The organism is Enterobacter sp. Crenshaw, from assembly GCF_024734705.1.
GTDB classification, from domain to species: Bacteria; Pseudomonadota; Gammaproteobacteria; order Enterobacterales; family Enterobacteriaceae; genus Enterobacter; species Enterobacter asburiae_B.
The window spans coordinates 3,561,686-3,577,157 of sequence record NZ_CP102932.1 but is presented as its reverse complement, the minus strand read 5'-3'; the positions used below and the strand labels follow the sequence as shown (position 1 = coordinate 3,577,157).

At 62.7% G+C, this 15,472-nt stretch carries 4 protein-coding genes; all 4 read right to left on the bottom strand.

What is annotated here, in order from left to right; all coding sequences use genetic code 11:
• Positions 1-204: 204 nt before the first annotated feature.
• Positions 205-1,374, bottom strand: a complete 1,170-nt coding sequence (locus tag NWV12_RS16950) for an HlyD family efflux transporter periplasmic adaptor subunit (protein WP_086374946.1) — start codon at positions 1,372-1,374, stop codon at positions 205-207.
• A 10-nt stretch (positions 1,375-1,384) separates the two neighbouring features.
• Positions 1,385-3,583: a type I secretion system permease/ATPase gene (locus tag NWV12_RS16945; protein ID WP_048979782.1), complete on the bottom strand. Its 2,199-nt coding sequence runs from the start codon at positions 3,581-3,583 to the stop codon at positions 1,385-1,387.
• Entirely contained in the window at positions 3,580-4,983 is a 1,404-nt protein-coding gene (locus NWV12_RS16940; RefSeq protein WP_039263438.1) for a TolC family outer membrane protein, read from the bottom strand. Before NWV12_RS16940 ends, NWV12_RS16945 begins: the two co-directional genes overlap by 4 nt.
• 81 nt (positions 4,984-5,064) lie before the next feature.
• The gene (locus tag NWV12_RS16935) at positions 5,065-15,120 is read right to left on the bottom strand and encodes a BapA/Bap/LapF family large adhesin (protein WP_048979781.1); all 10,056 of its coding nucleotides are present in this window, start codon (positions 15,118-15,120) and stop codon (positions 5,065-5,067) included.
• Between the last annotated feature and the right edge of the window lie 352 nt (positions 15,121-15,472).

Genomic DNA, 15,472 nt, shown 5'->3' with positions numbered 1-15,472 from the left:
TCCTGCACAGTGCGCAAGTGCGTTTTTGTCTGCGGTTAATATTACCTTGGCGATGGCTGAAGGGAAGTGGGATGCATGACTAAAGATTAACATTTCGAGGTAGGTTCCAGTTCTGACGTGCGGTTAAATACCCGGCGGCGCTGCGCTTGCAAGGGCCTCCGGGTATGTAGGCCGGGTAAGGCGGAGCCGCCACCCGGCGATTGACTATCGCTCCCTCAGCGCCTCTTTCGCCCGGTTAAACGGCTTGATCAGATAATCCAGCACCGTTTTCTCGCCGGTCTTAATGTCCACCGTCGCAATCATCCCCGGCACAATCGAGAAGTGCCTGCCGGCCTTATTCACCAGGTAATCCTGGCTGGTGCGGATAAACACCCGGTAATAGAACACTTCCGGCTTGGCCTCGTCCTGGATGGTGTCCGGAGAGATTGTTTCGACGACCCCGTGCAGGCCGCCGTAAATGGCGTAATCGTAGGCAGTGATTTTAACCAGCGCCTCCTGGTTCGGGTGGATAAAGGCGATATCGCGCGGCGACAGGCGGGTTTCGATCAGCAGGTGATCGTCCACCGGCACAATCTCCATCAGCTCGCCGTTGGGCGGGATCACGCCGCCGATGGTGGTGACCTTGATGTTTTTCACGATCCCGCGCACCGGGGATTTTACCGTCAGACGGGTGACGGAATCCTGGCGGCCTTTGAGGATCGCCGAAACCATATCCACCTCGGCGTTGGCCTTGGATAACGCCTCGCGCGCCTGAACGTAATACTGCGAGCGTACGTCGGTGAGCTTCAGCTCCAGATCGCTTTTTTGCCGCTGCAGGCGCAGCACCTCCACGTGGCTGGCGGCACCGGTTTTCACCAGCCGCTGGGTGATCGCCAGCTCCTTATTGGCGAGATCTAACGCGGCGCGCAGCTCCCGCTGGGTATCCTCCAGCTGCGCGCGGCGGGAGTTGTAGAGCCGCGTTTCGTCAGCAATCAGATCCGGCCACTTTGCCAGCGAAGGGGGGAACTTCAGCGGGAGATCGTTCACCTCGGCGTACAGGCGGGCGCTGGAGGCCAGTGAAGCCCGGTAGCGCGCCGCGCTTTCGCCGACGTTCGATTCGGAACGCGTCGGATCGAGCCGCGCCAGCACCTGCCCGGCCTGCACCTGATCGCCCTCGTGGACGTTCAGCTCGGTGAGGATCCCGCCGTCGAGAGACTGTAAGACCTGCTCGCGCGAGCTGGGGATCACTTTACCCGAGCCGGTTGATACCTCATCCAGCACGCCAAACCACGCCCAGACGCCCAGCACCACAAACATCAGCAGCGAGAAGATCACGATCCGACGCGCGCCGGTATAGCCGCTTTCGGAGTCGAGGGCGTTATCCAGATCGTCCATTGCCGCCACGTCACGCTGACTGATTTTCATTTTTCCACTCCCGTCCGGTTGCTGCCTGCTGCTGTTGCTGCTGCATACGGCTGTTGTTCAGCGCCTGGGCCTTTGGCGCGTCCATCACCAGCATCCCTTCTTTCAACACCACGACGCGCTCCACCAGTTCCAGCACCGGTACGCGATGCGTGGCGACAATCAGGGTGCGATGCCCGAGCCAGTCGCCCAGACGCTGGATGAATTCCCGCTCGGTGTGCTCGTCCAGCGACGCGGTGGGTTCATCCATCAGCACAATATTCGGATCGCGCAGCAGCATCCGCGCCAGCAGAATCGACTGGCGTTGCCCGCCGGATAATCCCACGCCGTTTTCCATGATCGGGTAGTCCAGCCCCTTGGGCAGCTTCTGCACGAAGCCTGCCGCGCCGGTCAGCTCCAGCGCCTCGAAAATCTCTTCGTCGGTGGCGCGCGGCATGCCGAGGGTGATGTTTTCGCGCAGGGTGCCGTAAAACAGCCGGGCGTTCTGGGTCATAAAGCCGACGTTGCGCCGGACGTCGGCGACGTCGAGATGCGGCAGGCTGAAGTTATCAAGCCGCAGCTCGCCGGCCGCCAGATCCATTCCGCCCGCCATGGCCTGCAGCAGGGTCGATTTGCCCGCGCCGTTGCGCCCGAGGATCGCCACTTTCTCACCCGGCCTGATCTCCAGCCGGTTAATGCGCAGCGCCATGCGCGGATCGTCCGGCTGATAGCGGAACTGCGCCTGCTCGAAGAGGTAATGACCGCGCAGCACGTCCTGGCGGATCGGCGTCTCCTCGCGCTGATTTTCGGTGGGAAGCTGCATGATGCTGTCCAGCCCCTCTTTTGCCGCTTTGACCTGCTGCCAGCGCGCCAGCACGCCGCACAGCGTCGCCATCGGGGCGATCATGCGGGAGGCCAGCATCGACGCGGCGACCACCGAACCGGTGGTGAGGGTGCCGTCGATCACCATCGGGGCGCCGACCACAATCACCCCGGCGTAGACCAGGCTCTGAATGGTCATCCCCCAGCTAATCAGGTTCTGCGTTAGCTCGCGGGTGCGCAGGCCGGATTCCGCGGTGATCTGGATATAGCTGTTCCACTGCTGCAAAAAGCGGTTTTCCGCCTGCATCAGCTTGATGTCCTCCAGCCCCTGCACGCTCTCCACCAGCACCGCGTTGCGCAGGGTCGATTCATGGGCCGACTGCTTTGCCAGCTCCGCCAGCTTCTTCTGCAGCAGCAGGCCGGGCAGGACCATGATCACCGCCGCGACCGGGGCGATCCACGCCAGCTGCGGGGCGATGATCGCCAGCACCACCACGAACAGGAGAAAGAACGGCAGGTCGACAATGGTCGAAATGGTGGACGAGGTCACCATCTCGCGGATCTGCTCCAGCTCGCGCAGCTGAGAGATAAAGCTGCCGGTGGAGCGGGGGATCGCGCTGTTGCGCAGCCGCAGCGCGTGGCCAAAGACGCGATCCGAAACGCGCATATCCGAGCGCTTGCCGAGCAGATCCATAATGTGCCCGCGCGCCACGCGCAGCACAAAGCCAAACAGGGTGGCAATCAGCACCCCGATGGTCAGGACGTAAAGCGTCGGGTAGGACTGCGCGGGGATCACCCGGTCATAGACCTGCATGGAAAAGACGATCCCGGAGAGCGACAGCACGTTGATAAAGAGGGCGGCCAGCATGACCCAGCTGTAGGGGCGCAGGTCGCGCATCACCAGCCGGTAGAGCCAGTCCGGACGGTATTTTGAGATATAGGCATCCACGCGGCTGTCCTTCAGCGCGGCGAGTGGACGCAGGGCAATGACGTGGCGGATAGCGGGCAGCATCGCCGTCATCGACAGCCGGTTGGTATAGGTTTCATTGTCGAAAAAGCTGACCTCAAGCGTATCGTCCCCGTCGAAATGCTCGATCACGCCGATCCTGCCGTCATTCATCGCCACCACTACCGGCAGACGCCAGCTGTTGATCGCCTGCCGATCGTCGGTAAGGAGCTGAAACGACAGCCCCGCTTCGCGGGCCAGCTGGGTGAGGGCGGGCACCATCGGTTTGCCTTTCAGCCACGGCGCGCCTGCGATCAGCGCGCCGGGAGAGCAGGCCACGCGGTAGCGCGTGGCGACAAAGCCAAAGGCCTGCGCCCACTGCGCCAGAGCCTCATCCGTCATCGTTTCGCCCTGCGGAATTTCGCGTTGCTTCATGGCTGGATCTCCACGGTCTGGATGGTGCGGTTATCTAGATCGAACGCATGACGCAGCTGCCCGGTGTTATACAGGCAGTTGAGCTGCAGCTGGTGCAGCTGACCGAGGGTCTGCTGCTGGGTGAAGCGCGCCTGGTAGACCTCCTGCTCGGCGTTGAGCACGTCGAGCAGCGGGCGCGAGCCGAGATCGAGATACTGCTGCTGGTACAGTTCGCGGGTGCGGGCGCTGAGGGCTTCCTGGCGGCCCTGGATTTGCAGCGTGCTTTGCAGGCTCATCACCTGGCTGCGGGCTTCCAGCAGCTTCTGGCGGACGTCAAGACGCGTACGCTGAACGGTGGACTGCGCCGCCTCCACCGCGTGTCCGGCAGCGTTACGCCGGGCGGTGAGGCCGCCGCCCTGGTAGAGCGGCATCTGCACTTTCACCCATGCGGAATACTGGGTGCGATCCCGGGTTTCGCTCCCCGCATAGCGATCGTTCATGTAGTGACGCACCTCCGGCTCGAGCGAGACGGTGGGCGTCATCTGCGCGTCGGCGTAATCGAGGTTCGCCTGGGCGACGTTAGCCTGCGCCCAGGCGGCAAGTACCGCGGGCACCAGACGGTCATCCGGCTCGGCAATGTCGCAGCTCCGGCCCAGCTTTTGCGGAAAGTCATTGCTGATTGCGTTCAGGCTGTTCCAGCCGAGAAAGCTCATCAGCGTGGCGCGGGCGCTGTCCAGGCTGGCCTGGTACTGCATCAGCTGGGCGCGGGCGCCTTCGATACGGGCATCGGTCTGCACCACGTCAGAAAGCGACGTGGCCCCTTCGTCGTTACGCTGGCGGGTCAGCGTGCCAATGGAGGAGAGGGCGTCGAGCTGCTCTTTAGCGGTCTCGACCATCTGCTGCCAGGTTTGCACCTGCACCATGGCGATGGCGGTATCGTGAGCGATGGTGTCGATACTCACCAGCACGTTGGCCTGCTGCTGGGCAACGCCCGCGCTCTCGGCCCGTACCTGGCTGTCCACTTTGCCAAAGTCGTAGAGCATCTGTGAGAGAGAAAGCACCAGCGACGGCGTAAAGCCGTTCTGGTCACCGTCGTGGGAATAACCGTTGTCCACGCCGGCATTAATCTGCGGATAGTATTTTGATTTAGCGACGTCCACCTCTTCGCTCTGCTGGTAGAGTTTCCCCACGGCTTCGCTGATGGCCGGGTGCCAGGTGACGGCGCGGTTGACGGCATCGCCAAGCTGCAATGAACCGGGTGCGGCTTTGCCGGCCGCAGGTGCGACGCGGCCATTGAGCGAGGGGAGTTCCTGCGTTTCGCGAAGCTGTCCGGTATTGATGATTGCCGCCGGGTTCGCGCAAAGAGCGGGCACAGATATCAGGCAGCACGAGAGCCACCAGTGAGGCATCTTCATTCCCATGTCATGTCCCTATTAAAAAGAGTATGTCTTTATTATTTATGCCCGGGCGCTGTGCGCCCGGGTCATCTCTTGCAGGTGCTATCAGGTAATGATGTGTTGCTGGTTAACAAGCTCGTCGTAGGTGGTCTGAACGCCATCAAGCGTAACGAGCGTGGTATTAGTGTAGGTGCCTCCCGCACCGTCACGGTCGATGGAGATCACGGTATTGCCATTACTATTAGTGACATGGAGATAATTCCCCAGCGTCGCGGCGCTACCGTTCCAGCCCACCAGCAGATCGCCGATGTCGATTTTGTCCCCCTGCGCCAGCGAGAAGCCGGTCCAGTGATCGCCCGCGGTGCTGCTGACGTTACCCGCCGTGGCATTCCCCACCGTACTGTTCAGCACCTGGTAAATCAGCGTATCGCCGTAGGCCGTACCGGTGATGGCGTCGTTATGTTCCGAACTGATGAACTGCGGCGCCATATTGATGGTCAGCGTGGCGCTGTCCGTTCTCCCGGTAGCGTCGGTCAGGGTGTAGTTGAAGGTCTCCTTCGACGTCATGGATGAGAGCGATACCCCGCTGTTGAGGGTATAGGTGTAATGGCCGTCAGCGCCGATCGCCAGGACGCCGTAATGGCCGGTGATGTTCACCGTTGCGCTGCCGGTATATGGATCCAGCGTGGTGGTCACGCCGTTGTACCCGGTAACGCTCAGACGGGTATCCACCGAGTGGAGCTGATCCAGCACGCCGCCAGAATCGGTGCCGTCAAAGATATTGCCGTTGACGGTGTGGCTGCCGGTGACGTCGAAATCACTCAGCGAGTAGGTGGTGCCGTTCACGCTTGGCGTGATGGTGATGTTCCCCACGCTCAGCCCCGGTACGCTACCGGTAAAGTTCAGCGTATAGGTCCCGGCGTTCAGATCCAGCCCGGTGAGCGGGATGTCGATACTGCCGCCCAGCAGGGAGCCGCCGCTAAAGGAGCCGCTGCGGATCACGCCCGAGCCGTCGCTGATGGACCAGTTTACCGTCAGCCCGCCCAGCGCCAGCAGCGAGGCCACGTTAAAGTGGAGCGACACGTTGTGCAGCGCGGTGTTCGCGTCGACCACGAAGGTTCCGCTGCCGGAGCCCTGGGTTGACGAGAGCAGGGCCGTCGTCCAGCTGGCGGTGCCCACGGTCGTATCCGAGTATGCCGACGTGTGGTGCACCGAGGTGAGGTCCATCGTGGCGCTGACATCGTTCACCGCATCCATCGCCCGGGGGGTTGGGGTGATGTTGAGCGATGCCGTATCCTTCGAGCCGTCAGGCGCGGTAACGGTGTAGACGAAAGTATCCGGCGTGCTGATATGGTCCGCCCCCACGCCGCTTCTCAGGGTGTAGGTGTACTGTCCGGACGAATTGATGGTCAGCGTGCCGTATTCCCCCTGAATGGTGGTGGTTCCACTGCTGTTGACCGCCACGCCGTTCACTTCGGTGACCAACGTGCCTGGAGGAACTGGGTCATTCGCCAGCACGTCGCCCGTGGTGGTTTCGCTGATGCTCGCCACGCTGTAGACATGATCCTGCAGGACGCTCAGCGTGTAGCCCGTCAGGACGGCGATCCCCGATGCGGTATTGAGTAAGAACAGGTACTCCCCGGCCGGCAGATTCAGCGTCAGCTGGGATGACGTGCCCCCCAGCAGCGGGGCGCGCAGCCAGCCCGACTCGACGCGAACCTGCTCGAAGGTCTGGGTGGCGTTGTTGAACTTATAGACGTACAGATCGAACACCGATGCCAGCGCCACGCCGCCCACGGAGGCCTGGATGGTCATGGTGCGGGTCGTGCCTTCCTCCACGTTGTAGATAATCGGGTTGGTCATGTCGTCCAGCAGGTTAAGCCCCAGCGTGCTGCCGAGATTAATGCCCACCAGGGTAAAACCGTTCTGAGACGAGGCGCCGTTATTAATCTCGCTCACGGTGGTATCAAAGGTCAGCGAGGCTGTATCGTCCACCGCCACAATGCCGTTGATTACCGTACCGGCACCCAGAGACAGCACCAGCTGCGCCGACGCGCTGACGCCGTTATGGGTGATGGTGTAGGTGAAGTTCTCCGTCCGGCCAACGACCGCGGCGCTGGTGTCGGTCAGGTTGTAGGTGTAGCTGCCGTCGCGGTTGATGGTCAGCGTACCGTATTTGCCCTGGATCACCGTGCCGTCGGCGTTCACGCTGGTGGTGACGCCCTGGGCGTTAGTGACGGCGGAAATGGTGGTTCCGGCCGGCGCGTTGTCGCTGCCGGCTGTCGGGTCCGTATCGAGGATCACGTTGCCGTTGAGGCTGGTATCGCCCGTGACCGTACCCGGACCGGTCTCTTTCACCGCCACGTCGAGGCTGGTGTAGGAGCCGGTTGCCAGCAGGTTGGTGTTGTAGCTGAGCACGCGATAGTTGCCGTCGGCCAGCCCGGTCAGGTTCAGCGATACGCCGGTTGCACCGAGGGTCAGGAGATCGGCAAACTGCGGTTGGCCGGTATCCACCACGGTGGTCCAGGCGCCGTTGACGTAATGCTGAACCACCAGTTCAAGGGTGTTGAGCAGAGAGAGCACCGCACCCGTGGCGTTGGCGTTCACCACGATATCCGCGCTGCCGCCGCTGCCCACCGTGAAGTTGACCTGGGCCGTATCATTGCCCAGCAGCGTCAGGACGTTGCCGACGGCGCCAACCAGCAGGAAGCCGTAATCGCTGTACTGGCTGTTGGTCACGGTTGCCGTGGTGCTGAGGTTCAGCTCTTCGACGTTATTGCTGGCGGAGAGCGGCACCACCGGCGCAAGGGCGGAGCCCGGCAGCGAGGTGTTGCCCGCGGCGTCGGTGGCGGTGATCTGCAGCGTCTGGCCTTCGGTCTGTTTGTTAATGAAGGTGTAGGTGTAGGTGCCGTTGCTGCCCGCAATGGCGGTCACCGTCGAGCCGTCCGCAAGGCGGATCGCGACGGTGCTGCCTGCTTCCGCAGTCCCGGTCAGGACGCTACCGTCGGCGTTGAAGGTCCCGGTCGGCGCCGTTGGAGCGGTCGTATCGACGATAATCGTCGTCACGGCTGACGCCACGCTGGTGTTGCCCGCGGCATCGGTGGCCGTGGCGGTGAAGTTATGCGTGCCTTGCGCCAGCGTGGTGGTTTGCGGCAGGGTCCAGTTGCCGCTGCCGTCGGCGGTCACCGTGCCCACCAGCGTGATGCCATCGTAGATCCGCACCGTGGCATTTGCTTCGGCGGTTCCGCTCAGCGTTGGGCGCGTGTCGTTGGTCGGATTCGTACCGGTCACCGGGCCGGTGACGCTGCCGACGTCATCAATGACCGAACTGATGATCGGTGCGCCCGGCGCGAGGGTATCGACGTTAATCACATACCCGGCGGTCGGCGCGCTCGCGTTGCCCACCGCATCGGTGGCGGTAAAGGTTAAATTGTGCGGACCGTTGCCCAGCGCCGGGGATGGCGTAAAGCTCCACGCCCCGCCGGTCGCCGTCACGCTGCCGATTTGTACGCCGTTATCGAATATTTTCACCGTCGACCCGGCTTCCGCCGTACCGCTGAGGGTTGGCTGCGCGTCGTTGGTGAACCCGCCGTTCGCCACCGGCGTCGCCGCATTGCCCACGTCATCCAGAATGCTGGTCAGCACCGGCAGCGCAGGCGGCGTGGTGTCGACGGTGAGGCTAAAGCTGGTGGACGACACGCTGGTGTTGCCTGCCGCATCCGTCGCCTGCGCGGTGAAGCTGTGCGCGCCAGCGGTCAGCGTGGTGTTGAGCAAGATACTCCAGCTTCCGTTGCCATCCGCGGTGCCCGTTCCGACAAGGGTAGTTCCCTCATAGATCTTCACGGTGGCAAACGGTTCGCTGGTTCCGACAAGGCGCGGTACCGTATCGTCGGTTGTTTGCCCGGACGTAAGCGGGCCGGTGATGGTGCCCACGTCGTCTATCGCCTGGCTGATAACCGGCGCGTTCGGTGCGGTGGTATCCACAATCAGGGTAAAGTCCGGCGAGTTCAGGCTGACGTTGCCCGCTGCATCGGTGACCGTGGCGGTCCAGGTATGGCTGCCGTTGGTCAGCGGCGTTGACGGCGTAAAGCTCCATGCGCCGGTACCGTCCGCCTGAACGGTGCCGACCGGCTGCCCGTTCTCATACACGGTGACCGTGGCGTTGGCGGTCGCGGTGCCGTTTAGCGTCGGCGTGGTGTCGTCGGTGCTCTGCCCGGAAGTGAGCGGAGTTTGAATGCTGCCCGCGTTGTCACCCGCGGTCGAAATGACCGGCGCCGACGGCACGCCCGTATCCACCGTCAGGTTAAACGGTGTCGTCGTGCTGCCGGTATTGCCAGCCACGTCGGTGGCATTGAAGGTGATGGCGTGTGGACCTTCGCCCAGATCGGTACCCGGGGTGAAGGTCCAGCTGCCCTGGGCATTCACCACCGCAGTGCCAATTTCGTTGCCATCAACGATCACGTGCACGGTAGAACCCACCTCGCCCGTACCGTTGAAGGTTGGGCGCGCGTCGTTGGTGCTGTTACCCGACGTGAGCGCCCCGGTGACCGGACCGACGTCGTCAATCACGCTGGTCACCACCGGTACGCCGGGGGCTGCGGTATCAATGGTAAAGGCGAAGACCGATGAGTTAGCCGAGGCGTTGCCTGCGGTATCCGTTGCATACGCGCGCAGGGAGTAGCTGCCGTCGCCCAGCGGCGCGGTCGGCGTAAAGGACCAGTTCCCGCTGCCGTCAACGATCGTCGTGCCAATCTGCGTGCCGTTATTCATGATGTGAATCGTGCTGCCCGCCTGCCCGGTGCCGCTGATGGTCGGGGTGCTGTCGTTGGTCACCTGGCCGCTGGTGAGGTTACCCTGGACGCCGCCAGGGACGTTGTCGCTCACATTATCCAGCGTCGGAACCGTCGGTGCCGTCAGGTCAACCACCACGCTCCAGGGAGCTGAGACCGCGCTGACGTTGCCCAGCGGATCGGTCGCCCGGACGGTGAAGCTGTGCGAGCCTTCGCCGAGCGCGGTGTCAGGAGTAAACGTCCACGCGCCGGTGCCGTCAGCCGTTACCACGGCAATCTGGGTACCGCCGTCGAAAATGGTCACCACGCTGTTTGCGTCCGCTGTCCCCGAAAGGGTTGGCGTGGCATCGTTCGTCTCGGTGCCGCTGACCACCGTGGTGGCGGTGTTACCGACGTTATCCGTGACGTTGGTGATGACCGGCGTGGCGGAAACGGAGTCCACCACGACGGTGAAGCCCGCCGAAGGACCGCTCTGATTCCCCGCCGGATCGGTCTCGCGGATGGTCAGGATATGGTTGCCTTCTGTCAGGACGGGCGTGGTGTAGCTCCAGGTGCCCGTATTGCCGACCTCCGCGGTCCCCAGCAGCACGCCGTTGTTGTAGATGGAGATGGTATCGCCGACCGCGCCGGTGCCGGTGAGGGTCGGCTGGTTGTCGTTGGTGGTCTGGCCGCTGGTCAGCGGTCCGGTGCCCGGACCGACGTCGTCAATCACCGCGCCGATAGCTGGCGTGCCCGGTGCGGTGAGGTCGACGGTGACGCTGGCCGCCGGAGAGCGGCCGCTGGTCTGGCCGTTGAGGGTCGCGGTCACCTCAAAGGTGTGCAGCCCCTCGCCAAGCGCGGCTGGCGTATAGCTCCAGTTGCCGCTGCCGTCGGCGGTCACCGTCGTCAATGGCGTCGCGCTACCGTCCTGATAGATGGTAATCAGGCTGCCCGCTTCGGCCGTACCGGTAAGCGTTGGCGTGGTGTCATTAGTGGTTTTGCCTTTCACATCGCCAGTAATCGGGTCTGCGTCATCGACGATCGCCGTGATGACGGGCACCTGCGGCAGGTCGAGCGGTGAATCGACGACGACAAAAGGCACGCCCGCGCTGGCATTCCCTGCGGCATCCGTAGCGGTCACGGTCAGCGTGGTCGGATCCAGCTGCGCCGGACTCAGCGCAATGGAGAAACTGCCGTCGCTGCCGACAACGCCGGTACCAATGACCGTGGAACCGTTTGTCACGGTAATGATGCTTCCCACGTCACCGGTACCGGTCAGCGGTGTTCCTTCATCAGCCAGCAGCATGTTGCCCGGATCTGCCGGGGCGACGGTGTCTACCGTCACGCTCAGCGGTGCTGAATCACCGGAGGAGTTACCCGCTGGATCGCTGGAAGAGACGGTGAAGGTATGCGGGCCATCCGGCAGCGTCGTGTCGGCAGTCCAGCTCCAGGTGCCGCCCGGCTGGACCGTCACCAGCACCGTAGATGGCGTGCCGTCTACGGAAACGATAACGGTGGTACCGGGTTCACCGGTCCCGGTAAGGGTTGGCGTGCCGTCCTTCGTGTAGAGCACATTATTAGACAGCTGGCTGTCAGCTACGGCGCTAATGACGGGGATCTCAGGCGCAACGGTATCGAGGGTAACGGTAAAGACCGAACTCGGTGCGCTGAGGTTGCCCGCTGCGTCCACGCCCGCCACGGTAATGTTGAGCGGACCGTCCGTTTGCGTTGGAAGCGTCAGGTTCCATTCCCCGTTAGCCACCACGACACGGCCCACTTCGACGCCGTTGTTGTAGACGATCACCGTCTCACCGTTGACGCCGGTTCCGCCCACTGTCGGTGTGGTATCCGTGATGTAGCCACCGTTCGGCTCACCGCCCACTGCACTAATCACCGGCGTATCCGGCGCCAGGGTATCCACGACGATGGTAATCGCTGGAGAAGGGTCAGAGACGTTGCCTGCTTCATCGGTGGCGGTGGCGGTATAGGCGTGGCTGCCCTCGGCAATGTCGCTGCCCGGGCGCCAGCTCCAGTTGCCGCTGCTGTCTACCGTGACGGTGCCCACGACGGTTGATATGCCGTTGACGGTGTCAGTGATGTTGATGACGTCGTTAGGCGTGCCGGTGCCGCTCAGGACCGGGCGCGGATCGTTGGTGGTTCCGCCATCGGGTACGGGGCCGGTGATCTGGGTGACGCTGTCGGTGACGGTCGGTGCCGCAGGCGTAGCCGGCGCTTCGGTATCAATGGTGATGGTTACCGGCTGCGACGGGGCGCTTTCGTTGCCCGTGCCGTCCACGTTGGTGACGGTCAGGGTGATGTCATAGGTACCGCCGGACAGTGGGGGTGATGGCGTCCACGACCAGCTGCCGGTATTGTCCACGACAGCGTCGCCGATTTTGGCGCCGTTGTTGTAGATCGTCACGGTATCGCCCGCCGTGCCGGTACCGCTCAGGGTTGGCGTGGTGTCGCGGGTGGTTTCGCCCGGGTTTAGCGTTGTTGCTGTTCCGTCAGGATTGACGGTGATGGCCGGGACGTCCGGCGTGGCAGGCGCGACGGTATCCACCGTCAATACAAACGGGCTGGAGATGGTGGTATTGCCTGCGGCATCCGTGGCGTGAACCGTCAGCGTATGCGGGCCGTCGGTGAGCGGGGTAACGGGCGTAAAGCTCCAGCCACCGCTGCCGTCGAGGGTGGCGGTACCGAGCAGGGTGGCGCCGTCATAAACGGTGATCACCGCATCAGCCGGGGCGGTGCCCTGCAGCAGCGGTGTGGTGTCATCCGTGGTATCGCCGCTGCTGAGCGTGCCCTGAACGCCGCCGACGTCATCGGTCACGGTGGCGATGGTTGCCGCCGCAGGCGGCGTGGTATCGACGGTCAGGGTGAAGCCACCTGACGGCTGGCTGGTGTTACCCGCCGCATCGGTCGCGACAACGGTAAAGGTATGAGGCCCGCTGCCAAGAGGCGTGGTGAGGGTATAGGTCCACGTGCCGTTGTCGTCGACCAGGACCGTGAAAAGATCGGTGCCATCCAGGCGGATGGTGACGCTTGAGCCAGGTTCAGCCGTGCCGTTGAGCGTCGGCGTGGTGTCGTTGGTGCTGTCGTTGGGGTTGAGCGCGCCGAGGCGTTCCGGCACATCATCCAGCACCTGGGTAATGACCGGGGCGGCAGGCGCGACGCTGTCAATCGTCAGAGTCCAGGTGTTGGAGACGCCGCTGGTGTTACCTGCCGCATCGGTCGCGACGGCGGTCAGGGCGTGCGGGCCCTCGGCGATAGGCGAGGAAGGCGTAAAGATCCATACGCCAAGACCATTGGCGACGGTCGTACCAATAGCAACACCGTCCACGCGCACGGTGACCGTCGCGTTTGCTTCGGCGGTACCGCTGAGCGTCGGGGTGGCGTCGTTAGTGGTCTCATTAATGTCGAGCGAGCCGGTGCGACCGGGAACATCGTCCACAACTTGTGAAATCACCGGGGCGCCAGGTGCCGTGCCGTCGACGTTAATTGTCCACGGGTCTGATAACCCGCTTGGGTTACCGGCGGGATCCGTCGCCTTCGCGGTCAGCACCCAGGTGCCATCGGTCAGCGGTGCGGGCGGCGTAAAGCTCCACAGGCCGGAGGAGGGAACAACCGTCGTACCGAGGACATCGCTGCCGTTATAAATCGTGATGGTCGAGCCCGCTTCGCCCGTCCCGTTCACGGTCGGGGCCCGGTCGTTGGTGAGGCCGTTCTGGCCCACGGGGCCGGTGGTGGCCTGCACGTCATCCATCACCGACACGATAATTGGCGTCTGCGGTGGGGTAATATCCGGTGACGCCGCGGAGGTTGCGGGCCCCGTGTTGCCCGCCGTGTCGGTGGCGTCAGCGGTCAGGATTTCGCCGTTGAGCTTCGGCGGGGTCAGCGTCAGGCTAAAGTTCCCTTCGCTGTCGGCAATAACAGTGCCAAGGGTGACATTACCTTCACGGATGGTCACCGTGCTGCCAGCTTCCGCGATGCCGCTGATGGTGCCGCCATCATTCGAAACCTCGAGATTACCCGGGGCAGACGGCGGCGTGGTGTCCACGGTGAAGATGACGGGCTCTGAGGTAGCGCTCAGGTTTCCGGCGGCATCGGTTTCAGTGACGGTTATGGAGTGTGTCCCGTCCGGGAGCGGGCCGTTCGGCGTGACGCTCCAGGTGCCGTTGGGCAATACCGTCGTTGTGCCAACCACCACGCCGTTATCGTAGATGGTGATGGTTCCGCCGGGCTCGCCGGTTCCCGCGAGGATGGGCAGTGAAGCATCGGTAGGCGCGACAGACGTGATGGTTCCCTTGATCAGGCCCGTATCGTCGGTCAGCACAATCGCGCTCGGCGCGTCCGGCGGAGTAAGATCCACTGTAAGGGTAAACACCGGCGACGCTGGCCCGGTGTTGCCGGCGGCGTCGGTTGCCCGCACGGTAATCTGGTGAGTGCTTTCGCTCAGATCAACCGACGGGGTAAAGGTCCAGGTGCCGTTGCTGGCGACGACCGCTGTACCAATGGCGACCCCGCCGTCATAAATCGTCACGGTCGAGCCCGCTTCGCCGGTGCCGGTAAGCTGCGGGCGCTGATCGTTGGTGCTGCCGCCGTTGCTGACTGCTCCCGTCTGCGGGGCGATATCATCCGTTACGCTGGTGATTGCTGGCGCATCGGGCGCGGTGGTGTCCGGCGCGTTGAGCGTTGTGCCCGGGCTGGTATTCCCGGCGTTATCCGTGGCGGTGGCGGTCACCTGCTCGCCGTTGGTCAACGGTGTGCCGAGAGAGACGGTAAAGCTGCCGTCGCTGCCCGTTTTTCCTGTGCCAATGACGTTGCCGTTCGCGTCTTTCAGCGTGATGGTACTGCCGGGTTCTGCGGTACCGGTGACGGTTTTGCCATCTGAAGAGAACTTAAGGCCGGAAGGCGCGTTCGGCGCTGTCGTATCCGCATTGGCCGAATTGTTACTGCCGCCACTATCACCGCCGCCGGTGCTTGCCGCCGCCGCGATGCCGCCCGCGGCGGCAATGCCGCCCAGTGCCCATGGCCAGATGGCTGCACCACCGGCGTCGCTCCCGGAGGCCGCAAGCAGCACGTCCGTGGACGCGATAGATTCGTACGTGGCGGCTCCGGTCGGATCTTCAATCCACCATAATGCGCCGTTGCTGTCCTGCAGTACCAGCTGGCTCACGCCCTGCGCGTCCGTAACGTAGAAGTTTTTAAGGGTGATCACCTCGCCGGAGTGCAGCGTAACCAGCAGATCGTTACCGTTTCGCGCGAAGTGGGAGACGCTCGCTCGCTCGACATTAAGCTCAACGATAGAGGAATGGCTCAGGGTAACCTGTGTGCCTTCCGTGGTCGTTTCCACGCCAGTAAGTTTCGATATAACAGAGATTTGGCTCATTTAGGCATTACTCCAGCAGATGTGTCATGAACGGCGAGCAAGACGAGCCATCTCTGCAGAAGGTAAAGGGCGCCCCCGGCGCAGTCGCTGTTATTACGCAGCACTGACCGTTGTTTTTAGCGCGCACGATGCCCGCCAGAATTCAGAGTGGCAACATCAGAGCGAATCTAATGACTTATAAAAGAGAACAGTTTTTATGGGTGTTTTGTATCGTGTAAAACCCTGTAATTAATAGGGGAATTATTTTTTAGAATATAAAAATGATATAGACAGAAAACGAAGGTTGTGCAAATTAAGCTTTCGTAAATAAGTGCCAAAACAATGAAGAGGGCATTAATGTATTGGTGTGGTT